23 protein-coding genes and 1 other RNA gene are annotated in these 24313 nt (G+C 67.5%); 8 read left to right on the plus strand and 16 right to left on the minus strand.

Features of this window, described 5'->3' with window-relative positions; all coding sequences use genetic code 11:
• Positions 1 to 114: 114 nt before the first annotated feature.
• Positions 115 to 1056: a sensor histidine kinase gene (locus NX02_RS26005; RefSeq protein WP_342671283.1), complete on the plus strand. Its 942-nt coding sequence runs from the start codon at positions 115 to 117 to the stop codon at positions 1054 to 1056.
• Positions 1057 to 1383: 327 nt separating this feature from the next.
• On the opposite strand, the gene ssrA is transcribed toward NX02_RS26005, so the two are convergent.
• Together ssrA and NX02_RS26010 are read right to left on the minus strand one after the other, a co-directional pair.
• Positions 1384 to 1724, minus strand: a transfer-messenger RNA (tmRNA) gene (ssrA, locus tag NX02_RS31835).
• Positions 1692 to 2489, minus strand: coding sequence for an N-formylglutamate amidohydrolase (locus NX02_RS26010; protein ID WP_245648707.1), 798 nt, complete (start codon positions 2487 to 2489; stop codon positions 1692 to 1694). Before NX02_RS26010 ends, ssrA begins: the two co-directional genes overlap by 33 nt.
• Before the next feature lie 7 nt (positions 2490 to 2496).
• On the opposite strand from NX02_RS26010, the gene NX02_RS26015 reads away from it, so the two are divergent.
• From NX02_RS26015 to NX02_RS26030, 4 genes are read left to right on the plus strand one after another with little or no spacing between them, the layout of a single operon-like run.
• Entirely contained in the window at positions 2497 to 3417 is a 921-nt protein-coding gene (locus NX02_RS26015) for a transglutaminase family protein (RefSeq protein ID WP_025295090.1), read from the plus strand.
• 3 nt (positions 3418 to 3420) lie between these two features.
• Positions 3421 to 4230: a transglutaminase-like domain-containing protein gene (locus NX02_RS26020; RefSeq protein WP_025295091.1), complete on the plus strand. Its 810-nt coding sequence runs from the start codon at positions 3421 to 3423 to the stop codon at positions 4228 to 4230.
• Positions 4231 to 4253: 23 nt separating this feature from the next.
• Positions 4254 to 4685 carry an RrF2 family transcriptional regulator gene (locus NX02_RS26025; protein WP_025295092.1) on the plus strand — a complete coding sequence of 144 codons (432 nt, stop codon included), beginning with the start codon at positions 4254 to 4256 and terminating at the stop codon, positions 4683 to 4685.
• Positions 4654 to 5172, plus strand: coding sequence for a response regulator (locus tag NX02_RS26030; protein ID WP_084718099.1), 519 nt, complete (start codon positions 4654 to 4656; stop codon positions 5170 to 5172). The genes NX02_RS26025 and NX02_RS26030 overlap by 32 nt, the downstream gene beginning before the upstream one ends.
• A gap of 31 nt (positions 5173 to 5203) precedes the next feature.
• Here the strand turns inward: NX02_RS26030 and NX02_RS26035 are convergent, their stop codons facing one another.
• From NX02_RS26035 to NX02_RS26085, 11 genes are all read right to left on the minus strand, one after another.
• Positions 5204 to 6718 carry a PAS domain-containing protein gene (locus NX02_RS26035; RefSeq protein WP_025295094.1) on the minus strand — a complete coding sequence of 505 codons (1515 nt, stop codon included), beginning with the start codon at positions 6716 to 6718 and terminating at the stop codon, positions 5204 to 5206.
• Positions 6719 to 6816: 98 nt separating this feature from the next.
• Positions 6817 to 7500, minus strand: coding sequence for a Fe2+-dependent dioxygenase (locus tag NX02_RS26040; RefSeq protein ID WP_025295095.1), 684 nt, complete (start codon positions 7498 to 7500; stop codon positions 6817 to 6819).
• A 75-nt stretch (positions 7501 to 7575) separates the two neighbouring features.
• Complete coding sequence (gene ligA, locus NX02_RS26045; protein ID WP_025295096.1) at positions 7576 to 9693, minus strand: NAD-dependent DNA ligase LigA; 2118 nt, start codon at positions 9691 to 9693, stop codon at positions 7576 to 7578.
• A gap of 48 nt (positions 9694 to 9741) precedes the next feature.
• Positions 9742 to 10368, minus strand: coding sequence for a maleylacetoacetate isomerase (gene maiA, locus NX02_RS26050; RefSeq protein ID WP_025295097.1), 627 nt, complete (start codon positions 10366 to 10368; stop codon positions 9742 to 9744).
• 125 nt (positions 10369 to 10493) lie between these two features.
• On the minus strand, positions 10494 to 11180 hold the full coding sequence (gene lexA / locus NX02_RS26055; RefSeq protein WP_025295098.1) for a transcriptional repressor LexA: 687 nt from the start codon (positions 11178 to 11180) through the stop codon (positions 10494 to 10496).
• Positions 11181 to 11237: 57 nt separating this feature from the next.
• Positions 11238 to 12419 carry a molybdopterin molybdotransferase MoeA gene (locus NX02_RS26060; protein WP_025295099.1) on the minus strand — a complete coding sequence of 394 codons (1182 nt, stop codon included), beginning with the start codon at positions 12417 to 12419 and terminating at the stop codon, positions 11238 to 11240.
• Positions 12416 to 12889 carry a cyclic pyranopterin monophosphate synthase MoaC gene (moaC, locus tag NX02_RS26065; RefSeq protein WP_025295100.1) on the minus strand — a complete coding sequence of 158 codons (474 nt, stop codon included), beginning with the start codon at positions 12887 to 12889 and terminating at the stop codon, positions 12416 to 12418. The genes NX02_RS26060 and moaC overlap by 4 nt, the downstream gene beginning before the upstream one ends.
• Positions 12886 to 13674 carry an indole-3-glycerol phosphate synthase TrpC gene (trpC, locus tag NX02_RS26070; RefSeq protein ID WP_025295101.1) on the minus strand — a complete coding sequence of 263 codons (789 nt, stop codon included), beginning with the start codon at positions 13672 to 13674 and terminating at the stop codon, positions 12886 to 12888. Before trpC ends, moaC begins: the two co-directional genes overlap by 4 nt.
• The gene (trpD, locus tag NX02_RS26075) at positions 13674 to 14666 is read right to left on the minus strand and encodes an anthranilate phosphoribosyltransferase (protein ID WP_025295102.1); all 993 of its coding nucleotides are present in this window, start codon (positions 14664 to 14666) and stop codon (positions 13674 to 13676) included. The genes trpC and trpD overlap by 1 nt, the downstream gene beginning before the upstream one ends.
• Positions 14663 to 15250 carry an anthranilate synthase component II gene (locus NX02_RS26080; protein WP_025295103.1) on the minus strand — a complete coding sequence of 196 codons (588 nt, stop codon included), beginning with the start codon at positions 15248 to 15250 and terminating at the stop codon, positions 14663 to 14665. The genes trpD and NX02_RS26080 overlap by 4 nt, the downstream gene beginning before the upstream one ends.
• Positions 15251 to 15320: 70 nt before the next feature.
• A complete protein-coding gene (locus NX02_RS26085; RefSeq protein ID WP_025295104.1) occupies positions 15321 to 17261 on the minus strand; it encodes an alpha/beta hydrolase family protein in 1941 nt (646 codons plus the stop codon).
• A gap of 135 nt (positions 17262 to 17396) precedes the next feature.
• Between NX02_RS26085 and NX02_RS26090 the strand changes: the two genes are divergently transcribed.
• On the plus strand, positions 17397 to 18518 hold the full coding sequence (locus tag NX02_RS26090; protein ID WP_025295105.1) for a PQQ-dependent sugar dehydrogenase: 1122 nt from the start codon (positions 17397 to 17399) through the stop codon (positions 18516 to 18518).
• Between the two features lie 4 nt (positions 18519 to 18522).
• Here the strand turns inward: NX02_RS26090 and NX02_RS26095 are convergent, their stop codons facing one another.
• Genes NX02_RS26095 through pdxH form a run of 3 tightly spaced genes read right to left on the minus strand, consistent with a single transcriptional unit; the run spans position 18523 to position 20803 of the window.
• Entirely contained in the window at positions 18523 to 19320 is a 798-nt protein-coding gene (locus NX02_RS26095) for a PhzF family phenazine biosynthesis protein (protein ID WP_025295106.1), read from the minus strand.
• Entirely contained in the window at positions 19317 to 20252 is a 936-nt protein-coding gene (locus NX02_RS26100) for a cation diffusion facilitator family transporter (RefSeq protein ID WP_025295107.1), read from the minus strand. Before NX02_RS26100 ends, NX02_RS26095 begins: the two co-directional genes overlap by 4 nt.
• A complete protein-coding gene (gene pdxH / locus NX02_RS26105; RefSeq protein WP_025295108.1) occupies positions 20225 to 20803 on the minus strand; it encodes a pyridoxamine 5'-phosphate oxidase in 579 nt (192 codons plus the stop codon). Before pdxH ends, NX02_RS26100 begins: the two co-directional genes overlap by 28 nt.
• A 91-nt stretch (positions 20804 to 20894) precedes the next feature.
• On the opposite strand from pdxH, the gene ku reads away from it, so the two are divergent.
• The gene (ku, locus tag NX02_RS26110; RefSeq protein WP_025295109.1) at positions 20895 to 21812 is read left to right on the plus strand and encodes a non-homologous end joining protein Ku; all 918 of its coding nucleotides are present in this window, start codon (positions 20895 to 20897) and stop codon (positions 21810 to 21812) included.
• A 4-nt stretch (positions 21813 to 21816) separates the two neighbouring features.
• On the plus strand, positions 21817 to 24312 hold the full coding sequence (gene ligD / locus NX02_RS26115; RefSeq protein ID WP_025295110.1) for a DNA ligase D: 2496 nt from the start codon (positions 21817 to 21819) through the stop codon (positions 24310 to 24312).
• The last annotated feature ends 1 nt before the right edge of the window (position 24313 follow it).

The following is a 24313-nucleotide window of genomic DNA, read 5'->3' on the forward strand; positions in this document are numbered from 1 at the left end:
CTTTGCAAGACCGGAGAATGGCGCCGCTGGCGCCGATCGCCGACTGTGCTAAACGGTCGGCAGGGGTGTGGCGGGGCGATGCGCAGGACGGGCTTCTTTCAACGATTGCCGTTGTTGGCGGATCGTCCGCTGATGGCGCTGGCGGCGACCCTGGCGCTCCTCGCCCTTGCCTATCTGATCCGCCGCGCGGCCGATCCGTTGCTCCCCGTGGGCTTTCCCTACGCGACATTCTTCCCCGCGGTGGTCGCAGCGGCCGTCTTGTTCGGGCTGCGCGCGGGGGTGATCGCCGCCGTCGTTGGCGGGCTGCTGGCGTGGTATTATTTCATTCCACCCTATCACAGCTTCGCGATCACGGCTGTCACGGTCGCAGCAATGACGCTTTATACCTTCGTGGTCGTCACGCAGATCGCGCTGGTGGAACTGATGATGGCCGCCAATCGTAGACTGGCGAAGGAACGCGAGACCAGCGCGCTGCTGTTTCGCGAACTCCAGCACCGCGTGTCCAACAACATCCAGATGGTGGCGGCGCTGCTGAGCCTGCAGAAACGCGGCATCACCGATCCGACGGCGCTCAATGCGTTGGACGAGGCATCGCGTCGCCTCGGCGTGATCGGCCGCATCAGCCGCCAATTGCACGATCCGGATGGCGGCGGCCTGGGGCTGCGCACGTTCCTCGAGCAGCTTTGCGCTGATATCGTCGAGGCCAATGGGCATGGCGGGGTAAGCCTGGAGATCGATGCCCCGGCCGATCTTCGGCTGGAGCCCGACGCGGCAATCCCGGTCGCGCTGATCGTGGCCGAGGCCGTCGCCAACGCGATCGAGCACGGCTTTTCCGGGCGCGCCAGTGGCCGGATCACGGTGCGGGTGGTCGACGATGCGCGCGGCGTGGTCGTCAGCATCCGCGACGATGGCCATGGTCTTCCTGCAGGCTTCTCGCTCGCTTCGTCGCCCAGCCTCGGGCTGGGTATCGCGTCGATGCTGGCGAAGCAGCTCAGGGGGCGGTTCGAACTGATTGCCGAAGGCGGCACCGAGGCGCGGCTCTCGATCCCGCACTGACGTCGCTCAGGCCGTCTCTCCTGCGCTGGACAGCGAAAGACCGGCGCGATGCTATGCACCACGCCGGCCCATGTGCGACCCGATTGGCTCGGTTTCTGACCTTGCTTACCATCCGGTACGAAGGAACAAAGCAGATTGTTCCTTAACCTCAGGCAACGAAGGCCGTCGGCGAGACGGATAGAACTGTTTTAACGATGAACCAAATGACATTTCGGTAACATCGGCAAACGGCGCGCGTCGTTACCGTCTCATCCCTGAAGGGGCCGGCCGCGGGCATGCGATGAAGAAGGTCGGGGGGTTCTGTTGCCCGGCCCCCCCGGAGCCGCTGGAATCCGCTTCTGTTGCCCGGTGCGGCCCGAACCGCGTTCAAGCCTTGTAATCTAAGCCGTTAGGCCGTGATTACGCGGCAATCGCGAGCGCCTCGTTGTCGTTGGCACTTGTGGTTTCGAGCCTTTAACGGGTTACTCAGCCCGGGCAAAAACACCGTGTCCGTCCGCACGTCGATCCTGGTTCGGCCCCGTCAGGAGCCCCCGTTTCCGGAGGTTTCTGGTGGAGCCGCCGGGTACTGCCCCCGGGTCCGCTGCGCCGAAGCGCGGTATCATTTATCGCCATAGCCGGCCGTAGCCGGCAACGCCCTATATAGGCGAAGTTGCAGCGAAGGGAAGGGCGGCGCGAAACAGCCGCGCGAGCCGCGCGGCCCAGCCCGCAACACCCGCGCCCGACACCAGCAAATCCTGCCGAATCTCGAGCTCCAGATAAGGCAGACCGGTCGGATAGGCGTGGCGTGGCACACTGTGGTCGGTCGCGTCCATCCGGTAGGGCTCGTTGTCGCCAACAAGCAGGTCGGGCTCGGTTCGGAGCGCCGCGAGCATCGCGCGTGCAAAGCGCGTATCGCCGCCATCATGCAACACGCCGGCATGCCAGGGGCGGCCGATGCCGCCCATGACGGGGGTGAAGCTGTGCAATGAAATCAGCACGATCCGCCTCTCGCTGGCCAGACGATGCGCGATCAGCGCGGCGATCGCCGCATGATAAGGGGCGTGGATCGCGCAGGTCCGCGCCGCGCGGTCGGCGGGCGAGAGCGCCGCGTTGGCGGGAATCACGGTGCCGTCGCTCACCGCCGGCATCGCATCCGTCGAAGCGGGATCGCGATTGCAGTCGATCACCAGCCGCGAATAGGTCTGCGCGACGAAGGGCGCGTCAAGCGCCGCCGCAAGCAGCATGCCCAGTCGCGCGGTGCCGATGTCGCGGCCGATATGCCGCGCCCGTTCGGCCGCACTGACCCCCAGTCCGTCGAGGCTGGCGGGCACGGCATCGCCGGCATGATCGCCGATCAGCAGGAACGATGCCTGGCCTTCGGGGTTGATGATGGTGAAAGGCGGCGGGTCATCGGGTCCGATCAGCGCCGTCCGTCGCATATCCTCTTGATCCACGGTGGCGATGCCCCTTCTCAATCTCTCGCACCTCACCACCTACAACTACAAAAAGCCGGTTTCGTTCGGCGAGCATCGCATCATGGTGCGCCCGCGCGAGAGCTATGACCAGCATGTGCTGGAAGCCACGCTCGACATCGATCCGCCGCCGTCCGAGTTGCGCTGGCTGCACGACGTGTTCGGCAATTCGGTGGCGGTGGCGACCTTCGATCGCCGCGCCGACCGGCTGGTCTTCGACAGCCGGGTGCGCATGCACCATCGCCCCGCCGATCTGCACGACGTGCATATCGAGGATTATGCGCGGACCTATCCCTTCACCTATTCGTCGGAGGACATGCCGGACCTGCTGCGCTCGATCGAGCGCCAGCATCTCGATCCCCAGCGCCGGATCGATCGATGGGCGCGCCGCTTCGTCAACGGCAGCGGCCCGACCGAGACGCTGACGATGCTCAAGACGATGACCACGGCGATTCGCGAGGAATTCACCTACGTCGCGCGGCATGAGAAGGGCACCCAGAGCCCGATCGAGACGATGACGAGCCGCAAGGGCACCTGCCGCGATTATGCGATGTTCATGATCGAGGCGGTCCGCGCGCTCGGTTTCGCCGCGCGCTTCTGCTCGGGCTATGTCTACAGCCTTAAACCGCGGACGCAGCGGCGGCTTGGTGGGGGCAACACGCATGCCTGGGTACGCGTCTATCTGCCGGGATCGGGCTGGGTCGAATTCGATCCCACCAACGGCATCATCGGCAATCATGACCTGATCCGCGTCGCGATCGCGCGGGATATCTACACCGCCGTGCCGATCTCGGGCACCTGGATGGGGTTTCCGGGAAGCTTCATCGACATGAATGTTTCGGTCGACATCGAGGTCGAGGCGGATACGCCCGAACCGATCCCCGAAGGCGTCGCGGCGGTGGAGGAATAGGCGATGGCGATCCGCGCAGGCTATGAAATTCGCTACGAGACAGATGTCGCGACGCCGATGATGGCGATGCTCAGCGTGCACCCGTCGCGCCATCAGGATCTGCTGACGCCGCACCGCATCGTAACCGCACCCGACGTGCCGATGTATGACTATATCGACGGTTTCGGCAATGTCTGCACCCGCCTGACCATGCCGCCCGGGGCGCTGACGCTGTCATGCGATTTTCTGATCGAACGCGAGGCGCCGGTGGAGCCGCTCGGCGCCGACGCGCGCTGCCACGAGGTTGCCGACCTCCCCGATGACGTCCTCGTCTATCTGCTCGGCAGCCGTTATTGCGAGACCGACCGGTTGGCGGATGTCGCCTGGTCGCTGTTCGGCGGGTTGCCGCGCGATGCCGTGCTGGTCCGATCCATCATTGACCATGTGCGTGGGCATCTCGACGTCGGCTACCAGCATGCACGGCCGACGCGCACGGCGTTCGAGGCCTATCGCGAGCAGGTCGGCGTCGCGCGCGACGTCGCCCATCTCGCCATCGCGCTGTGCCGTTGCATGAATGTTCCCGCGCGCTATTGCACAGGCTATCTGGCGGAGGGCAGCGATGCACCGACCGATTTCGCGGTCTGGCTCGAAGTCTATATCGGGCAGCGCTGGCATGCGCTCGATGCCGGATCCGGGGACGCCGCGCGGGAACGCATCCTGATGGCCCAGGGGCGGGATGCAACGGATACCGCCTTCACCACCAGCTTCGGCCGCGCGACGCTCACCGATTTCGAGGTCAGGACTGCGATATCGATCGATCCGCTTGTGCCATGACCGGCAGGCTCTATCTTTAGGTCATGCTCACCCAGCGCTCACGCTATGCCTTGCGTGCGATGATGGTGCTGGCGGCCCTGCCGTCGGCCGGCCGGCCGATGGCGATGGCGCGCATCGCGGTAGAGGCACAGGTGCCGCGCAAGTTTCTCGAATTCATCCTTGCCGATCTGCGCGACGCGGGGCTGGTCGATAGCCAGCGCGGCAAGTTGGGCGGCTATCGGCTTTCCCGGCCGCCGCATCTGGTGAGTTTCGGCGATATCATCCGGGTGATTGAAGGGCCGCTGGCGCTGGTGCCCTGTGTCAGCCGCACCAGCTATCGTCGCTGCCCGGATTGCCGGGACGAGACGGCCTGCGCCATTCGCCACGCGATGGCGCGCGTGCGGGACGAGACCGCGCGTATCCTGGATGGCACCAGTCTTGCGGATGCGGCGGGCAGGACGCTCGAAGCCGCGTAATGCGGCGTGCGTGCCACAGTCTCGGAAAATTCACACGGCAACGGATAATAAAGGCTGCTCGCGCATTCTTAGGCAGCACAAACGGCCAGATTGCGGGAATATGAGCAAACGTTTCCTGATCGTCGAAGACGAAATTTTCGTGGCGCTCGACATGGAGCATATCCTCACCTCGCTGGGCTGCGAGGTCGTGGGCATTGCTGCCGACCAGGAAACCGCGCTGTCGCTCGGCCCCACCGCCGATGCCGCGCTGGTGGATGTCAATTTGCGCGACGGACATACGGGTCCGGAGATCGGCCGCCGCCTCGCCAACGAATTCGGCGTGCGGGTGGTTTTCGTCACCGCCAACCCGGCGCAACTGGGTGACGGGATCAAAGGCGCCCTGGGCGTGGTCAGCAAGCCGATCTCGGACAATTCGCTGATCGCGACAGTCAACTATCTTGCTGCCGCCGACGGTCCGCCCCCCACCGAGCTTCGGCTTTTCGCTTGACGGCTGTCGGCGACTGGCCCGAAGCCAGCCGTCAGTGGCGAACCAGCGATGCAGCCGGGATCGTCACGTCCACTTCCAGCCCCGATGGCTGCCACCGCCGTTCGAGCCTTCCCTTGAGCTGGGCCTCGACGCTGAGCGCGATCAGGCGGCCACCGAAGCCGGTTCCGCCGTTGCCGTCCGTAGCGACCGGCGGGCCGTCATGCTCGATCCAGCGAAAGCGATAGGCGGCGCCTTCTTCTTCTTCGGCGATCGAAAGATCGACATGGCCCACCATGTTGGAAAGCGCGCCATATTTCGCCGCGTTGGTCGCCAGTTCGTGGAACAGCAGCGCGAGCGGCGTTGCCGAACGATCGTCGATATCGGGGTTCACGCCACCCACCAGCACGCGCGGCTGCTCCTCGGCGCGATACGGGCTGAAAAGCGCCTCGAGCAGCCCGTGCAGCGCTGAGCCGACCAGCGTCGGCCGCGATACCTCGCTGTGCGGACGCACGAAATCATGCGCGCGTCCCAATGCCATGATCCGTTCGCGCAGATCGTCGGCGAGCGGCCTGATCTCGGGATGGGTCCGCGCGGAAAAACCGACAAGTCCGGCGATCACCGCGAAGATATTCTTGATGCGATGGCTGAGTTCGTGGGCGACGATGTCGCGCTGCTCGCGCGCCTGCTTCGACTCGTCGATGTCGGTGCATGTGCCGAACCAGCGCGTGATCCGGCCATCCTCTCCCCGCATCGGCAGCGCGCGGCCCAGCGCCCAGCGATAGACGCCGCTGTGGTGGCGCAGGCGATATTCGACCTCATAGGGCTCGCCCGTATCGAGCGCATGCCGCCAGGCAGCCCAGGCGTGGGCTTGATCATCGGGATGAACCATGCCGTTCCAGCCCTCGCCATCGGTCGACCCCGGTGGCACGCCGGTGAAGTCGTACCAGCGCGCATTGTAATAGTCGTGATAGCCGTCCGGCAGCGTCGACCACACCATTTGCGGCATCGCATCCGCAAGCAGGCGGAACTTCTCCTCGCTTTCGGCGCGCGCGCGCGCATTCTGCAGGCCCTGCGCTTCGTGCTCGATATCCTGCCGGCGCTGCGACAGCCGCGCCATGATCTGCGCGGCGAGCACCGTCAATCCATGGCCCTGCAGCGGCGTCAGCCCGTCACGGGGCTGCGTGTCGATCACGCAGAGCGCGCCCAGAGCCGTGCCGTCAGGCGTGCGCAGCGGCGCGCCGGCGTAGAAGCGGATGCCGATTCCGCCGGTGACGAGCGCATTGTCCGCAAAGCGGGGATCGCGCGTGGCATCGGGCACCACCATCAGGTCGTCGGCGCGCATCGCACGGTCGCAGAACGACAGCGATCGCGCGGTTTCCGTGGCGTCGAGACCGATGCGCGCCTTGAACCATTGCCGGTCGCGGTCGACGAAGCTGATGAGCGCGGTCGGCGTCTCGCACAGCGCGGCGGCGAAGCCGACAATCTCGTCGAAGCCCTGTTCCGGCGGCGTATCCAGGATGCGATAGGCTGCGAGCGTGTCGAGCCGATGATGTTCGTCGAGTGTCACGCGGTCTGGTCTTCCCTAACTGTCCACCCAAACGCGTTGCCCCACAAAAGGAGCCATTGCGGCATGGGCGATCGAATGTCGACAGCAGGGGGCCGTGCTCAGCAGTCGGCCCAGCGTCGCAGCAGATTGTGATAGCATCCCGTCAGCGTGACGAGCGACGGGTGGTCGTCGCCGACATCGGCGCGCAATCGCTGGATCGCCATGTCCATGTCGAACAGGATGCCGCGCTGCGCATCTTCGCGGATCAGGCTCTGGATCCAGAAGAAGCTGGCGACGCGCGCGCCGCGCGTCACCGGCGCCACGCGGTGCAGGCTGGTCGCGGGATAGAGGATCATGTCGCCGGCCGGCAGCTTGACCGACTGGGCGCCATAGACATCCTCGATCAACAGTTCGCCACCGTCATAGTCGGCGGGATCGGCGAGGAACACCGTGGCGGACAGATCGGTGCGGATCCGCTCTCCCGTGCGCGGCACGATGCGGATCGCATTGTCGACATGCGTGCCGAAATCATGCCCGCCTTCATAGCGGTTGAACAATGGCGGGAAGATGCGCGCCGGCAGCGCCGCCGCCTGGAACAGCAGGCTGCGCGCCAGCGCCGCCTCGATCGCTCCGCCCAGTTCGCGTGCCGCCGCGCAATCCTCCGGCAGTTGCAGGTTGCGCTTGGCGATCGCCGACTGATAGCCGGCGGTTACCCTGCCGTCGGCCCACGGCGCATCGGCCAGCATATGCCGAAACCGCGCCAGCGCCGCGCCATCCAGCACCTTCTCGATATGGAGGATCATGCGGTGCTGATAACGGCTCGCAATAGGCGAGGCAATGGGCGGTTCCGCCCCATTGCATACCCCCGCGGCCCCGTTTCACCCCGCCGCGGCGACGATCTTTGCCCACTCCGCCTCGTCGATCACCTTGATACCGAGATCGCTCGCCTTCTTGAGCTTGGAGCCGGCGCCCGGCCCCGCGACGACGAGATCGGTCTTGGCGGAGACCGATCCCGAGACCTTCGCGCCCAGTGCCTCGGCTTGCGCCTTGGCCTCGTCGCGGCTCATCGTCTCCAGCGAGCCGGTGAACACCACGGTCTTGCCGCTGACTTCGGAGGCGCGCGTCTCGTGAATCACGTCCGCGGGGGTGAGGCCGGCGTCGCGCAGCGCGTCGATCACCTCGCGGTTGTGCGCCTCGTCGAAGAAATCGAGCAGCGCGTTGGCGACTTCGGGGCCGACGCCGGGGGTGTCGATCGCGGCGACGGTGGCCTTGTCGCGGCGGATCACGAACTTTCGCTCGGGTTCGGCCGGCGTCGGCTCCAGCCCGCTGCGTGCGGCGCGGGCGGCCTCGACCACGCCGAGGAACGCTTCGAACGAGCGGTAACGGCGCGCGAGGTCGCGTGCGGTGACGCCGCCGACGTGGCGGATGCCGAGCGCGAACAGCACGCGGTCGAGCGGTGCGTTGCGGCGGTCGTCGATCGCCTTCAGCAGATTATCGACCGAGGTTTCCGCCCATCGCTCCCGCTGCAGCAGTTCGTCACGCTTTTCGTGCAGGCGGAAGATGTCCGCCGGCGATTCGATCAGCCCGTCGCGGAAGAAGCTTTCGATCGTCGTTCCGCCGAGTCCCTCGATGTCGAGCGCGGCGCGCGACACGAAGTGGCGGAGCCGCTCGACGCGCTGCGCGGGGCAGATCAGCCCGCCGGTGCAGCGAATGTCGACCTCGCCCTCCTCGCGCACCGCATCCGAGCCACATTCGGGACACTGGGCGGGGAAGAGGAAGGCGAGACGCTCCTCGTCGCGGGTCAGCACCTCGACGACCTGGGGGATGACGTCGCCCGCGCGCTGGACGACGACGCGGTCGCCCGGCCGTGCGCCGAGCCGCTCGATCTCGTCGGCATTGTGCAGGGTCGCGTTGGTGACGACGACGCCGCCCACCGTCACCGGCTCCAGCCGCGCGACCGGGGTGAGCTTGCCGGTGCGGCCGACCTGGATGTCGATCGCACGCAGCGTCGTCTGCGCGCGCTCGGCGGGAAATTTGTGCGCGATCGCCCAGCGTGGTGCCTTGGCGACGAAGCCCAGCCGCTGCTGCCAGTCGAGCCGATCGACCTTGTAGACGACGCCGTCGATGTCGAACGGCAGGTCGGCGCGGCGCGCCTCGATGCGCCGGTAATGCGCGAGCGCCGCTTCCACCTGGACGCATTCGACGAGCAGGTCGCTCACCGGCAGCCCCCAGTTCTCGATCGCGCGCATCACGCCATGCTGGGTCTCGGCGGGCAGTGCGGACACTTCACCCCAGCCATGCGCCAGGAAGCGCAGCGGGCGGGCCGCGGTGATCGCCGCATCCTTCTGGCGCAGCGATCCGGCGGCGGCGTTGCGCGGATTGGCGAATTGCCGTGCCTTCGCGGGGTCGCCGGCCTCGGCCAGCAGGCGCGCGTTGAGCGCGGCGAAATCGGCCTTGGCCATGTAGACCTCGCCGCGGATCTCGAAGACGTCGGGCACACCGGCCGGCAACTGCTCCGGAATGTCGGATATGGTGCGGACGTTGGGGGTCACATCCTCGCCCACCTGGCCGTCGCCGCGCGTCGCCGCCAGCACCAGCCTGCCCTTCTCGTAGCGCAGCGAACAGGAGAGGCCGTCGATCTTGGGTTCGGCGGTCAGCGCGACGCGATCGCCCTCGCCGAGCGCGAGGAAGCGGCGGACGCGCAGCACGAATTCGATGACGTCGGCATCGTCGAACGCGTTCTCCAGGCTCAGCATCGCGCGCGCGTGCGTCACCTTGGCGAGCACGCCGGTCGCTTGGGCGCCGACCAGCCGCGAGGGCGAATCGCTGCGGACGAGGTGCGGAAATTCCGCCTCCAGCGCGGCGTTGCGCCGGATCAGGCCGTCATAATCGGCGTCGCTGATCTCTGGCGCGTCCTGATCATGGTACAGGCGGTTGTGGCGGGCGATCTCGCTGGCGAGATGGGCGAGTTCGGCGGCGGCTTCCTCGTCGGTCATGCCGACCCTCTCCCACCGGCGGCGCGGCGGATCAAGTATCTCGGAACGCTACTTGGCCTGATCCGGATGCGCCGCGGCGAATGCGTCGATCTCCTGCGCGGCGGCATCGATCCTGACGAGCGTGGGAAAATCGTCGAGCGGCAGTTCGAAGCGGCGGGCATTGTACATCTGCGGCACCAGGCAGACATCGGCCATATCGGGCGCGTCGCCGCCGAGGTAGCGGCCGGAACCGGTGGCCATGGCTTCCAGCGCGAGCAGACCCTCACGCAGCCAATGGCGATACCAGTCGTCGCGCGCGGCGTCGTCGACGCCGAATTCGCGCTTGAGATGCTTGAGCACGCGAAGATTGTTGAGCGGATGGATGTCGGCGACGATCGTCAGCGCCTGCGCCAGCGTCTTGGCGCGCCGGGCGGGATCCTTCGAGACCATCGGCGGGTCGGGATAGTTGGCGTCGAGATAGTCGATGATCGCAAGGCTCTGCGTCAGTTCGATCCCGTCGATCTCCAGGGTCGGCACGAAGCCCTGCGGGTTGCGCGCGAGATGCCCAGGCGCGCGCTGTTCGCTGGCCAGCAGATCGACCGCGACCCGCTCATAGGCGACGCCCTTGAGGTTCAGTGCGATGCGAACGCGATAGCTGGCAGATGAGCGCCAATAATCGAACAGGCGAATGGGCATCTTCTCTCCCCTTCTTTTCCTCCCTTTCAGGGGAGCGGTTGGGGTGAGGGTCTGTCGCCAGGTTCGGAGCAGCCGGTCATTCCCCACCCCAACCCCTCCCCTGAAGGGGAGGGGCTTAGTTGGCATCAATGATAGCGGCGCAGCAACCCGGCCAGCTTGCCCTGGATGCGCACCTGGTCCGGCGCGTAGCGTTGCGGATCATAGGCGCGGTTGGCCGGGTCGAGGCGGACCATCGAGCCTTCGCGGCGGAAATATTTGAGCGTCGCCTCGGCATCGTCGACCAGCGCCACGACGATCTCGCCATCGCGGGCGATGTCGGTGCGGCGGATCAGCGCATAGTCGCCGTCGAGAATGCCGGCCTCGACCATCGAATCCCCGGAGACTTCCAGCGCATAATGATCGCCGGTGCCGAGCAGGGCGGCGGGCACCGAGAGCATGCGGTCGCTCTCCATCGCCTCGATCGGCACGCCAGCGGCGATACGGCCGTGCAGCGGGATTTCGACCACGTCGTTCGCGGCAATCGGCACCGCGCGGGCCGGCGCCCTGGCGGGCGCGGCCACCGGGGCGGATGCCGCCGCAGCCGGCTTGCGCTCGGCGCGCTCGGGCATCTTGACGACTTCGAGCGCGCGGGCGCGGTTGGCCAGACGGCGGAGGAAGCCGCGCTCCTCGAGCGCGCTGATCAGGCGGTGGACACCCGATTTCGACTTCAGGTCCAGCGCTTCCTTCATCTCCTCGAACGAAGGCGACACGCCGGTTTCGGCGAGCCGGTCGTGGATGAAGCAGATCAGCTCATGCTGCTTGCGGGTCAACATCGCCAGCACCTTCCAAAGGAACGAATGGCGAACACGTAAAGCGCGGAACAAAAGGTGTCAAGCGAGCGGCAGAAAGAAGCACGACTCGCCGGTTTTTGCGGGTTCGGCGTGGGCTTCGCGAAAGATCAGCGCATCGGCGCGGGCGAGCGCGCGCATCGCCGCGCTGTCCTGGGTGGCGCTGGGAACCAGGCGGCCGTCGACGATGCGCGCGCGCACATATTCGGCGCGGTTGGCGGTTGCCGCCAGGTCGCCGCCGAGCACGCCGGGCAACGGCGTGGGCGCAGGCTGCGCGGCCCCGGACAGCGCCGCCACCAGGGGCACGAGGAAGAGGCGGGCGGTGACGAAGGCGGAGACCGGATTGCCAGGCAGCCCGAGCGCGACGGTGTTGCCGAGGCGTCCCGCCATCAGCGGCTTGCCCGGTTTCATCGCGATCCGCCAGAAGTCGATTTCGGCGCCGGCCGCGGCCAGCGCGGGGCGGACGAGGTCGTGATCGCCGACGGACGCGCCGCCGGTGGTGACGAGGATGTCGGCCTCGACGGCGCGAAAGGCGTCGGCCAGGACGTCGAGCCGGTCGGGAAGGATGCCGAGGTCGACGATCTCGACCGGCAATCCGGCGAGCAGCCCGCGCAGCATGGGGCCGTTGGAGGCGGGCAGGACGCCTTCGACCAGCGGCGCCCCGGGCAGCGCCAGTTCATCACCGGTCGCGACCATCGCCACGCGCACGCGGCGCCGGACGGGCAGGCGGCCATGCCCGCCCATCGCCGCGAGGCCGAGCTGCGCCGGGCCGAGGCGGATGCCGGCTTCGATCAGCATGTCGCCGGTAAGAAAGTCCGAACCGGCGCGGCGGATGTGGGCGCCCCGGCGCAACGGGCCTTCGCCGTCGAGCCACAGCGCGTCGCCCTCGCGCCGTGCCTCTTCCTGCAGCAACACGGTATCCGCGCCCGGCGGCAGCGCCGCACCGGTGAAGATGCGGGCCGCCTGGCCGGCGCCGACATCGCCGTCGAACGGGCGTCCCGCGGCGCTTTCGCCGATCACCGTCAGCTTGTCTTCGAGGTCGGCGAAGCGCAGTGCATAGCCGTCCATCGCGGAAAGGTCGCGCCACGGCTGGGTGCGCAGCGCGACGATCGGCTCGGCGGTCCAGCGGCCGGCGGCGTCATCGATGGCGACGCTTTCGATCGCAACCGGCGGTGCCAGCGCGAACAGCCGGGCCTGCGCCTCGCTGACCGGCAGCAGGCTCATGCGTCGGCGTGCCAGTCTCCGGACTTGCCGCCGCGCTTGGCGAGCAGCCGGATGCCCTCGATCCGCATCGCCTTGTCGAGCGCCTTGGCCATGTCGTAGACGGTCAGCAGCGCGACCGAGACCGCGGTCAGCGCTTCCATCTCGACGCCGGTCTGCGCGGCGATGCGCGCGGTGGCGGTGGCGGCGACGCCTTCTTCGGTGACGTTCAGGTCGATCTCCACCGATGACAGCGGCAGCGGATGGCACAGCGGGATGAGATTGCTGGTCTGCTTGGCGGCCATGATCCCGGCGACGCGTGCGACCGCGAGCACATCGCCCTTCTTGACCAGCCCGTCGCGGATCGCGTCGCGCGCCATCGCGCTCATCAGGATGCGGCCCTCGGCGACCGCCTCGCGCGTGGTGACCGCCTTCGCCGAGACATCGACCATCCGCGCCGCGCCATCGGCGTCGAGATGGGTGAGGCCGCTCATCCGACGATCAGCGCGCGCGTCGCCGCCTCGACATCGTCCTGCCGCATCAGCGCCTCGCCGACGAGGAAGCAGCGGACGCCGCGCGCCGCCATCGCATCGAGATCGGCCTTGTCGCGCAGCCCGCTCTCGGCGACGAAAGTGCAGCCGGCGGGGGCGCGATCGACCAGTTCGTAGGTCCGCTCGAACGAGATCGAGAAATCGCGCAGGTCGCGATTGTTGACGCCGATCAGCCGCGACCGCAGCTTCAGCGCCCGTTCGAGCTCGTCGGCGTCATGCACCTCGACCAACGCGTCCATGCCCCAGCGGATCGCCTCCGCCTCGATATCGGCCATCTGCGCATCGTCGAGCGCGGCGGCGATGATCAGGATGCAGTCCGCCCCCAGCGCGCGCGCCTCGGTCACCTGCCACGGATCGACCAAGAAATCCTTGCGCAGGCAGGGCAGCGACACCGCCGCGCGCGCCGCGACGAGATAATCGTCATGCCCCATGAAATAGGGCTCGTCGGTCAGCACCGAGAGGCACGCGGCGCCGCCGGACTGGTAGGCGAGCGCGTGCGCGTGCGGATCGAAATGCTCGCGGATCAGCCCCTTGGAGGGGCTGGCCTTCTTCACCTCGGCGATCAGCGCATGGCCGGTCGCAGCCTTGGCGTCCAGCGCGGCGCGGAAGCCGCGCGGCGGCGTCGCCGCGCGCGCGCGGGCTTCGAGATCGGCGAACGGCGTGTGCGCCTTGCGGCGATCCACCTCGAGGCGCTTGGTCGCGCAGATTTCGGCGAGCATGTCGGTCATCAGAACGCAATCCAGCAGTCGAGCAGCGCGTTGGCGAGGCCGTTGTCGAGCACCTCGCCGGCCTCCTCGATGCCCTCCGGCCAGCCATCGACGCGGCCGGCGACGATCAGCGCGGCCGCGGCGTTGAGCAGCACCGCGTCGCGATAGGGGCCGGGTTCGCCCAGCAGCAGCCGGCGCAGCGCGGCGGCGTTATACGCCGGGTCGCCGCCATGGATGCTGCTGGTCGGGTGCGCGCGCAGGCCGGCCTCGGTGGGCGAGATGCTGGTGCCGACGGGCAGGCGGCCGATCGCGGCGATGCGGCTTGGGCCGGCGCCCGAAAGCTCGTCCAACCCTTCCTCGCCGGAGACGACCATCGCCGCCTCGGTGCCGAGCAGCGCCAGTGCCTCGGCATAGACCGGCACATAGTCCGGCCGGGCGATGCCGATGAGCTGGCGGGTGACGCGGGCCGGGTTGGCGAGCGGGCCCATCAGGTTGAAGATCGTCCGCTTGCCGATCTTGCGGCGGATCGGCGTGATCCGCTTCATCGCCGGGTGATGGTTCGCCGCGAACAGGAAGGCGATGCCGATCTCGTTCAGGCTTTCCTCGGCGAGGCGACCGGCACGGTCGAGGTCCAGGCCGAGCGCTTCCAGCGTGTCGGCGGCGCCCGCCTTGGACGATGCGGCGCGATTGCCATGCTTGGCGACGGGCACGCCGCACGCGGCAACGATGATCGAGACGGCGGTGGAAACGTTGAGGCTGTGGTGGCCGTCGCCACCGGTGCCGCACACGTCGACCGCACCCACGGGCGCCGAGACCGCGATCATCCGTTCGCGCATCGCCTTGGCGGCGGCGGCGATCTCGACGCTGGTCTCGCCGCGCTCCGTGAGGCCGACGAGGAAGGCGATGATCGCCTCCTCGCTCGCCTTGCCGTCGAGGATGTCGGCGAAGGCGGCATAGGCGCTCTCGGTCGAAAGCGGCGAATTGGTATCGGGCAGCAGCGCGACCGTGGTCATGCGCGCTCCTTCACCGCGATGCCGGCGATCGCGAGGAAATTGGCGAGCATCGCATGACCGTGCTCGGTGGCGATGCTTTCCGGGTGGAACTGCACGCCGTGGATCGGCAGGCTTTCGTGGCGGAAGCCCATCACCGTCCCGTCCGCGGTGCGCGCGTTGACGACGAGCGAGGCGGGGATGTCCTCGACCACCAGCGAATGATAACGGGTGGCGGTGAAGGGGGAGGGCAGGCCGGCATAGAGGCCTGTGCCGTCATGCCCGACCGCGCTGGTCTTGCCGTGCATGAGCTGCGGGGCACGCACCACCTTGCCGCCGAAATGCTGGCCGATCGACTGGTGGCCAAGGCAAACGCCGAGCAGCGGCCGTCCGGCATCCGCAACGGCGGCGACGAGATCGAGCGAGACCCCCGCCTCGTTGGGCGTGCACGGCCCCGGCGAGATCAGGAACGCCTCCGCGCCGGACGACAGCGCCTGGCCCGCGGAGATCGCGTCGTTGCGCACGACCTCAACCTCGGCGCCCAGCTCCATCAGATAATGGACGAGGTTCCAGGTGAAGCTGTCATAATTGTCGATGACGAGGATCATGAAGAGGCCTTAGAACGTGGTGCGGCGCAACGGAAGGGGCGTGAACCGCTGCCGCCGCGCACCCCGCGCGTCAGGCCGGATTGTGCTTGTCGAGAAAGCGCCCCACGCGTTCGAGGAAATCCACCGAATTCTCCGGCTTGTCGAAGCCGTGGCCCTCGCCCTCATAGATGACATAGTCATGCGCCCTGCCCGCCTTGGTCAGCGCTTCGTGCAGCCGGCGCGATTGCGACATCGGCACATTGCTGTCCTTCGATCCGTGCGCGATCAGGATCGGCACGGTCATGCGGTCGACCGCGGACAGCGGCGAGATCTGGTCGAGCTGGAAATTCCTGTCGCCCGCCACGCGTTCGCGCCAATCGCTGAAATAGCGCGGTGCCGAGAATTGCCTGCGATCGTAGCGCAGCATCGAGCCGACATCCGAAATGCCCGCGAAGCTGATCGCGCAGCGATAGATATCGGGGTTGCGCGCCGCCGCCCACATCGCCGCGTAGCCGCCGAACGACGCGCCCATGATGCAGACGCGCTTCGCATCGGCGACGCCGCTGCTCGCAAGCCATTTGGCGCCATCGTCGATATCGTCCTGCATGCCGCGCCCCCAGGCGCCGGTGCCGCGTTCGACGAACGCCTTGCCGAACCCGGTGGAGCCGCGGAAATTGGGCTGCAGCACGGCATAGCCCTTGCTCGCGAGATACTGCACCCATGGGTCATAGCCCAACGCGTCGCGCGCGAAGGGGCCGCCATGCGGCATCACGATCAGGGGCAGGTTCTTGGCATCCCGGCCCGGCGGCAACGTCAGATAGCCACGGATCTCCAAGCCGTCGCGCGCCTTGTAGCGAACGGGTTTCATCGGCGCGAGCTGCTTGTCCGCCAGTCGGTCGAACGGCGTGAAGGCATGGGCCAGCACGTTGGTGGTCTTGTCGAACAGGAAATAGCTTCCCGGATCGTCGGATCCGCCCGCCCAGACCAGATACCGCGTACGATCGCGGTTCGTGGAAACGATACGGACGATGCTGCCCGGCAGCGCCTTGTTCAGCCGGGCCTGGAACGATTTCAGCGCGGGATCGAACCATTCGACCATGCCATGCTCGTCGGTATAATAGACCGCGCGCAGCTTGCCGCTTGCGTCGATATCATAATCGTCGATGTCGACTGCGGGGTTCTCATAGACCAGCGCGCCGAGCGCGTCGGTCCTGAAATCATAGCGATAGAGCGAGAAGCGCCCGGCGGGGCTGGTGGCCACCGCATAGCCGCTGTCCTGTCCCGTGGTCGGTTCAAAACGATCGACCTCGGTGCCACCGCCGCCGGCCTTGCGCTGGATCGTGCGCTTGAACGGCGCGTCGGCGGCGCTGCGATAGACCACCCACCAGTTGCCGCCGGTCTGTCCGATCCCGCCCCGCACGACGCCGCTCGCATCCGCGAACCAGCGCCATACATATTGCGCCTGGGCAACGATCTGGCGCGATTTCCCGGTCGCCAGTTCGATGCGATGGACCGATGGATAATCGTAGATCGTCGCCTGCGTGCTGAGCAGGATATAGGCGCCGGCGGGATCGACATAGATCACGTCGTCGCCATCCATGCCCTGCGTCTTGGGGCCGGCGACGATGGTGCTGCTGGTGGCGATGTCGATCACCACCACGCGGGTGAGGCGCACTTCCTCGCCCTCGAACCGGCTCAGCCGGCTGATGCTTACCAGCAGCTTGCCATCGCCCGCCCAGCGATACCACTCGACCTGATGGTCGGCAGGCAGTGGCAGCGTGACGCTCGTGGTGTCGGTCGCCGAAAACGTGCTCACGACCATCACCGTACGGCCCTCGATATGGCCGCGCGCCGCCATCCTGGTGCCGTCGGGTGACAGCGCGGGCAGGTTCATGAAGGGCAATGCGCCGAGATCGGCCGCGGTCGGCTTCGCCAGCGCGACGGGTGCCGCAGCCGGCGGCGCGGCCTCTGCCGACGCGATTGCCGGCTGCGCCGTCCAAAGCGTGGACGCCAGAAAAACGATCGATCGCATGTACCTGCCCCCGCAAGACCCCTTGCGGACGCTATGCGGCGCCACGCGATCCATGCAAGAAGGGAAACGGTCCGTGATGGATGGATCCGCGCTGCGCCGCGGGCGTTCGCAGGCCAAGGATAGAGGAAGGCTGAAATCATGGCTTCACTGCGCGTGCTGATTCCCGCCGCGGCGCTGCTCGCCGCCTGCACCCAGACCGGCGTCTCCGCGCAGTCGGATGGCGCGCGGCCGTTCAAGGCGGAGGTGGTCGCCGATCTCGATTCGCCCTGGGCGATGACCTTCCTGCCCGACGGGCGCATGCTGGTGACCGAGAAGCAGGGGCAGATGCTGCTGCTGTCCGCTGACGGCAAGAGCCGCGCGGTCGTCTCAGGCACGCTGCCGGTCGACAGCGCGGGGCAGGGCGCGTTGATGGACGTGGTGCTGCACCCCAAATTCGCCGAGAACAAGCTGGTCTATTTCAGCTTTTCGGAGACCGGGCAGGGCGGCAAGGGCGTCGCGCTCGCCCGCGGCGTGCTGCAGGATGGCGCGGCGCCCGCGCTCGGCAATGTCCAGGTGATCTTCCGCGCGACGCCGTATCTGGAGGGCAATGGCCATTATTCGGGCCGCATCGCCTTCGCGCCCGACGGCCATCTCTTCTTCACCAACGGCGAGCGGCAGAAATTCGATCCGGCGCAGGATCCCAAGGCGACCCTGGGCAAAGTGCTGCGCCTCAACGACGATGGCACCCCGGCCGCGAACAATCCGCTCGCCGCCAAGGGCTTCCACCCCGCAATCTGGTCCTATGGCCATCGCAACCTGCTCGGCCTCGCCTTCGACAGCGCCGGCAACCTCTGGGAACAGGAAATGGGGCCGAAGGGCGGGGACGAGGTCAACCTCATCCGCCCGGGCCTCAACTATGGCTGGCCCAAGGCGTCGAACGGCGACCATTATGACGGCCGCGACATCCCCGATCATCGCGCCGGCGACGGGTTTGAGCCGCCCAAGGTCTGGTGGAACCCGGCGATCTCGCCCGGCGGGCTGATGATCTATTCGGGCAAGCTGTTCCCGCAGTGGAAGGGCGATGCCTTTATCGGCGGCCTCTCCAGCAAGGCGCTGCTGCGCGTCGATCTCGACGGCACCAACGCGAAGAAGGGCGACCAGTGGGATATGGACGCGCGTATCCGTGAGGTGGAGGAGGGGCCCGATGGCGCGATCTGGCTGCTCGAGGATGGCGGCGACTCGCAAGGCCGGCTGCTCAAGCTGACGCCGGCGGGCTGAGCGGTCAGCGGCGCAGGACGCCCTCGATCGTGGTGATGCAGCGACCGCGCAGGATGACGCGGTCGCCCTCCACCCGGCAATCGAGCCGCCCGCCCCGCCGCGAGGCCTGAAAGGCGCTGAAGTGGCTGCGGCCGAGCCGCGCGGCCCACCAGGGCGCCATCGCCGCATGCGCCGATCCGGTCACCGGATCCTCGTCCACCCCGGCGCCGGGCGCGAAGGCGCGGCTGATGACGTCGGTGTCGTCGCCGGGGGCGGTGATGATGGTCAGGATATTGCCCTCGGCCGCCAGGCGGCGAAAGTCGGGGGCGGCGCGCCGTACGACGTCGGCATCGGCCAGCACGATCAGCGCATAGCCCTGCGCGTGCCACAGCGTGGCGACGGGTTCGTCGGCCAGGCCGAGCGCGGCGACGAACGCCGGCAAGGGGTGCGGGCAAAGCGCCAGCGTTGGCAGTGCCAGTTCATAGCCGTCCCCGTCGCGCGTCACCGTCAGCACGCCGGAGTGCCGTGTCCGGAAATCGACCCGCGTCCGTAGCGGATCGACGGAGAGGATGATGTGCCCGGTGGCAAGGGTCGCATGGCCGCACAGCGCCACTTCGGTTGCCGGCGAGAACCAGCGCAAGTCGATCGTGCCATTCTCGGCGACGCGGTGAAAGGCGGTCTCCGGCTGGTTGGTCTCCGCCGCGATCGCCTGCAGCAGCGCGTCCTCGGGCCACGCGCCGTCGATCCGCACCACGGCTGCCGGATTGCCGGTGAAGGGCCGGTCCGCAAAGGCGTCGACCAGCGCGTAATGCAGCCCCGTCACCCCAGCCGCGCCGTCTCGTCGGTTTCGGCGAGCGGGTTGCCGGGCTCGTCGACCTGACCCTCGGGATCGGGGTGGATGATGATCCCGGTCTCCGGGAAGGCCGCCTTCAGCCGCGCTTCCGCCGCCTCCATCAGGTCATGCGCTTCGGCGATCGTCATCTTCGGATCCACCCAGATGTGGAACTGGACGAAGTCGGTGTTGCCGCTGGTGCGGGTGCGCAGATCATGGATGCCGATCAGGCCGGGGTCGGCGGCGGCGATTTCAAGAAAGCGCCGGCGCTTCTCCTCGGGCCATTCATGGTCCATCAACTGGTCGATCGCGTGCGACGAGGCGCGCCAGGCGCCGAAGAGCAGCCACAGCGCGATCAGCACGCCGAACACCGGATCGGCCCCGGGCACGCCCACATACTGGTCCAGCACCAGCGCCACGATCACCGCGCCGTTGAGCAGCAGGTCTGACTGGTAATGGACATTGTCGGCGCCGATCGCGACCGATCCGGTCGCGGCGATCACGCGCCGCTGATAGGTGAGCAAGGCCGTGGTGATGACGAGTGCTGCGATCGAGACGGTGATGCCATATTCGGCGTTGGCGGTGGTCGAGCCTTCGACGAGCCGGTCGATCGCCTGCCAGGCGATACCGCAGGCGGAGGCGGTGATCACGATCACCTGGAACAGTGCCGCGAGCGCCTCCGCCTTGCCATGGCCGAAGCGGTGGGTGCGATCGGCGGGGCGTGCCGCGACATGGACGCCGAGCAACGTGACCAGCGAGGCGATCAGATCGAGCGCGCTGTCCGCCAGCGAGCCCAGCATCGCGACCGAACCGGTGCTCAGCACCGCCCAGCCCTTGAGCGCCATCAGCGCCAGCGCGGTGGCGACGCTGGCGAGCGCGGCGCCCCGCGCGCTGATCACGGGTAGAGCAGCCCGTCCTGCCATCCACCGTCGACGCGGGTGAACAGCCGGCGTTCGTGCAGGCGGAACTCGCGATCCTGCCAGAATTCGATGCGCGTCGGGCTCAGCCGATAGCCGGACCAATGCGGCGGGCGCGGAATGTCGCCACCGGCGAAGCGCGCCTGGGCCTCTGCGAAGCGCGCCTCGAACGTCTCGCGGTCGGGCAGCGGCGCCGACTGGTCCGATGCCCAGGCGCCGAGCTGCGAAAAGGGATGGCGGCTGGCGAAATAGGCATCGGCCAGATCGTCAGACACGGTTTCCACCGCCCCTTCGATGCGCACCTGCCGGCGCAGCGACTTCCAGTGGAGCAGCAGCGCGACATTGGGATTGCCGGCGATGTCGGTCGCCTTGCGGCTGCGCTGGTTGGTGTAGAACACGAAGCCCTCGGGCCCATGCCCCTTCAGCAGTACCATCCGCACCGACGGGCGCGCTTCGGCATCCACCGTGGCGAGCGCCATCGCGTTGGCATCATTGGGCTCGCTGACCTGCGCTTCGGCATACCAGCGGTCGAACAGCTTGATCGGATCGTCGGTCATGGCGCTGATCTAGGCGTGCGTCCTGCCCAAGTCGAGGGAACGACTCCGCGCGCCGGGGATTGAATCGCCGCCGCAACGAAGGAGAGCCGCAATGCCCGCGCGCGCCTATTGGCAGGGACAAATCCGCCTGGCCCTGGTGTCGATACCGGTTGAGATCTATCCGGCGACCCGGTCGACCGCCGCGGTCACCTTCCGCCAGATCCACGAGCCGTCCGGCAAGCCGATCAAATATGAGAAGGTCGTCCCCGGCATCGGCCCCGTCGATACCGACGAGATCATGAAGGGGTTCGAGGTCGGCAAGGGCGATTATGTGCTGCTGAGCCCGGAAGAAATCGACGCGGTCAAGCTGGAGAGCAAGAAGACGCTCGAACTCACCCAGTTCGTCGATGCCGGCGACATCGACGTGCTCTATTATGAGAAGCCCTATTTCGTCGTGCCGGCGGACGACCTTGCCGAGGAAGCCTATATCGTCCTGCGCGAGGCGCTGAAGCGGAGCCGCAAGGTGGGGCTCGGCCAATTGGCCATGCGGGGTCGCGAATATGTCGTCAGCCTCAAGCCCTGCGGCAAGGGCATGGTGCTCGAGACGCTGCGCTATGCCGATGAGGTCAACCGCGCGCAGACCTATTTCCGCGAGATCGGCAGCACCGCGCCCGACGCCGAACTCCTCGAACTCGCCGAGACCTTGATCGAGAAAAAGGCCAAGCCTTTCGATCCGACCAGGTTCGCCGACCATTATACCGATGCGGTCAAGCAACTCGTCGCGCGCAAGCAGAAGGCCAAGGGCCGCAAGATCACCGCGGAGCCGGACGAGCCGCGGCCGAGCGGGGCCAATGTCGTCGATCTGATGGCGGCTCTCAAGAAATCGCTTGAGAAGCCGGGCGCCGCCGGTTCGCGATCGCGCGCGAAGACCAGTGCTGCGGCGAAACCGGCTGCCGCAAAATCCGCCCCCTCGAAATCCACCCCTTCGAAGCCGACGGCGAAGAAGCCGGCGGCGCGTAAGCGGGCCTGATCCGATGGCGGCGGCCGATCCCCTTGGCACCTACAACGCCAAGCGCGACTTCGCGAAAACGGCCGAGCCCGCCGGCAAGCGCGGTCGCGCGAAGGGCAACGGTTTCATCGTCCAGAAGCATGATGCGACCCGGCTGCACTACGACTTCCGGCTGGAACTGGATGGCGTGCTCAAGAGCTGGGCGGTGACGCGCGGCCCCAGCCCCAATCCCGAGGACAAGCGCCTCGCGGTGCGGACCGAGGATCATCCGCTCAGCTATGGCAGCTTCGAGGGCACGATCCCCAAGGGTGAATATGGCGGTGGTACGGTGATGCTGTGGGACCGCGGCACATGGACGCCGGTGCCGGGCAAGGATCCGCTGAAGACCATCGAGGAAGGCCATCTCCACTTCACCCTCGATGGCGAACGAATGAAGGGTGAATGGCTGCTGATCCGGCTGAAGCCGCGTCCGGGCGAGAAGCGCGAGAACTGGCTGCTGCGCAAGATCGACGATGCTTTTGCCGACGCGTCCGACGCGCTGGTCGGCCGCGCGCTGACCAGCGTGAAGACGGGCCGGACGATGGCGGAGATCGAAGCCGGCGCGCCCGAGACCTCGCTGAAGGGCAAGCGCGGCAGGGCGTTCGACAAGGCGATGCAGACGGCGGATGCGGCGACGCCCGCGCCGAAGGCCAGGGCCGCGCCTACCCGCCGAAAGGGGCGGTTGCCCGGCTTTCGCGCCGTGCAGCTCGCGACGCTCGTCGACCATGTCCCATCGGGGAATGGCTGGCTGCACGAGATGAAATATGATGGCTATCGCTGCCTGCTCGCGATCGGCGGCGGCAAGGCGCGGGTCTTCACGCGCAGCGGCCTCGACTGGACGGACAAATTCTCCGACCTCGCCGAGGCCGCGCTGGCGCTGGAGACGCCGGCGGCGCTGATCGACGGGGAAATCGTCCGGCTGGATGCGAAGGGCAAGCCCGATTTCTCCGCGCTGCAGGCGGCGCTGTCCGAGGGCGAGCAAGGCTTCCTGATGTTCGCTTTCGACCTGCTGGCGCTCGACGGCAAGGATCTGACGGGTCTGCCCAACATCGCCCGCAAGGAAAAGCTCGCCGCCCTGCTCAAGGGCGTCGAAGCGCCGCTGGTCTATGCCGAGCATGTGCTCGGCGCCGGCGAGAAGCTGTTCGAGGCGATGTGCGCGGCGGGGCAGGAGGGCATCGTCTCCAAGAAGGCCGATGCCCCCTATCGCGGCGATCGCACCAAGTCCTGGCTCAAGGTCAAGTGCACGCGCCGGCAGGAATTCCTGATCCTCGGCTGGCAGCCGAGCAGTGCCCGCGGTCGCGCGTTGAAATCCTTGTTCCTCGCCACGCATGCGGATGGCGTGTTGCGCTATGCCGGCAAGGTCGGCACCGGCTTCGACGCGCGCACGATGGACATGCTGATGACGCGGCTCGGGCGGATCGAGCGCATGTCGCCGGCGGCCGAGATTCCCCGCGCGGTCGCGCGCGGCGGTCGCTGGGTGACGCCGAAGCTGGTCGCCGAAATCGCCTTCGCCGAATTCACCGCGGAGGGGGTGGTGCGCCACGCGAGCTTCCTGGGGCTGCGCGACGACAAGGAGGGCAAGGACGTGACCGTCGAAACCGCCACCGCCGCACCTGAGGCGCCGGCTGTCCGGATCAGCAATCCGGACCGGCTGATCTTTCCCGAAGCCAAAGTCACCAAGGGGGATCTCGCCGCTTATTATGAGGAAATCGGCCCGGCCATGGCGCCCTGGGCGCTCCACCGCCCGCTCAGCCTCGTGCGTTGTCCACAGGGTCGGGCGCGCAAATGCTTCTTCCAGAAGCATGATGCCGGCAGCTTCGGCGATGCGGTGAAGCATGTCGACATCCGCGAGAAGGATGGCGGCACCGAGCCCTATCTTTACGCCGAGAGCGTCGAGGGGCTGATCGCCTGCGTGCAGATGGGAACGATCGAGTTCCACGGCTGGGGATCGTCGGTACCTGCGATCGAGAAGCCCGACAGGATGGTGTTCGACCTCGACCCGGACGAGGCGGTCGGCTTCGGCGAGGTCAAAAAGGCCGCGCGCGACATCCACGACTATCTCGAGGATATGGGGCTGGCGAGCTTCCCGATGCTCTCGGGCGGCAAGGGCGTGCACGTCGTGGTGCCGCTGACGGCCGATGCCGAATGGCCCGCGGTCAAGGATTTCGCGCAGCGCTTCGCGCTGTCGCTCTCGCAGGCGGAGCCGGAACGCTTCATCGGCACCATGTCCAAGGCGAAGCGCAAGGGCCGCATCTTCATCGACTGGCTGCGCAATCAGCGCGGTGCGACCGCGATCCTTCCCTACGCAGCCCGCGCCCGCCCCGGCGCACCGGTGGCGGCACCGGTGAGCTGGAACGAACTGCGCAAGATCGAGAGTCCGGCGACCTTCAGCGTGAAGGATGCGAAGAAACTGCTGCGACGGGCATCATCGGCCGCGCTGCAGGGATGGGGAGAGGCCGCGCAGCGACTGCCGGAGGTGTAAG

Origin of the sequence: Sphingomonas sanxanigenens DSM 19645 = NX02 (genome assembly GCF_000512205.2) — a bacterium.
In the GTDB taxonomy this organism is placed as follows: Bacteria; Pseudomonadota; Alphaproteobacteria; order Sphingomonadales; family Sphingomonadaceae; genus Sphingomonas_D; species Sphingomonas_D sanxanigenens.

What these genes read in the sequence shown, in the direction of transcription:
- trpD (WP_025295102.1), bottom strand. Translation starts at nt 14,666, where the DNA reads ATGACCACGGTCGCGCTGCTGCCCGATACCAATTCGCCGCTTTCGACC.
- NX02_RS26015 (WP_025295090.1), top strand. Translation starts at nt 2,497, where the DNA reads ATGCCCCTTCTCAATCTCTCGCACCTCACCACCTACAACTACAAAAAG.
- ligD (WP_025295110.1), top strand. Translation starts at nt 21,817, where the DNA reads ATGGCGGCGGCCGATCCCCTTGGCACCTACAACGCCAAGCGCGACTTC.
- ligA (WP_025295096.1), bottom strand. Translation starts at nt 9,693, where the DNA reads ATGACCGACGAGGAAGCCGCCGCCGAACTCGCCCATCTCGCCAGCGAG.
- moaC (WP_025295100.1), bottom strand. Translation starts at nt 12,889, where the DNA reads ATGAGCGGCCTCACCCATCTCGACGCCGATGGCGCGGCGCGGATGGTC.
- trpC (WP_025295101.1), bottom strand. Translation starts at nt 13,674, where the DNA reads ATGACCGACATGCTCGCCGAAATCTGCGCGACCAAGCGCCTCGAGGTG.
- pdxH (WP_025295108.1), bottom strand. Translation starts at nt 20,803, where the DNA reads ATGACCGACGATCCGATCAAGCTGTTCGACCGCTGGTATGCCGAAGCG.
- NX02_RS26060 (WP_025295099.1), bottom strand. Translation starts at nt 12,419, where the DNA reads ATGAGCCTGCTGCCGGTCAGCGAGGCGCAGGCCCGGCTGTTCGCGCTG.
- NX02_RS26025 (WP_025295092.1), top strand. Translation starts at nt 4,254, where the DNA reads ATGCTCACCCAGCGCTCACGCTATGCCTTGCGTGCGATGATGGTGCTG.
- lexA (WP_025295098.1), bottom strand. Translation starts at nt 11,180, where the DNA reads ATGTTGACCCGCAAGCAGCATGAGCTGATCTGCTTCATCCACGACCGG.
- NX02_RS26080 (WP_025295103.1), bottom strand. Translation starts at nt 15,250, where the DNA reads ATGATCCTCGTCATCGACAATTATGACAGCTTCACCTGGAACCTCGTC.
- NX02_RS26020 (WP_025295091.1), top strand. Translation starts at nt 3,421, where the DNA reads ATGGCGATCCGCGCAGGCTATGAAATTCGCTACGAGACAGATGTCGCG.
- NX02_RS26030 (WP_084718099.1), top strand. Translation starts at nt 4,654, where the DNA reads ATGCGGCGGGCAGGACGCTCGAAGCCGCGTAATGCGGCGTGCGTGCCA.
- NX02_RS26085 (WP_025295104.1), bottom strand. Translation starts at nt 17,261, where the DNA reads ATGCGATCGATCGTTTTTCTGGCGTCCACGCTTTGGACGGCGCAGCCG.
- ku (WP_025295109.1), top strand. Translation starts at nt 20,895, where the DNA reads ATGCCCGCGCGCGCCTATTGGCAGGGACAAATCCGCCTGGCCCTGGTG.
- NX02_RS26040 (WP_025295095.1), bottom strand. Translation starts at nt 7,500, where the DNA reads ATGATCCTCCATATCGAGAAGGTGCTGGATGGCGCGGCGCTGGCGCGG.
- NX02_RS26100 (WP_025295107.1), bottom strand. Translation starts at nt 20,252, where the DNA reads ATGGCAGGACGGGCTGCTCTACCCGTGATCAGCGCGCGGGGCGCCGCG.
- maiA (WP_025295097.1), bottom strand. Translation starts at nt 10,368, where the DNA reads ATGCCCATTCGCCTGTTCGATTATTGGCGCTCATCTGCCAGCTATCGC.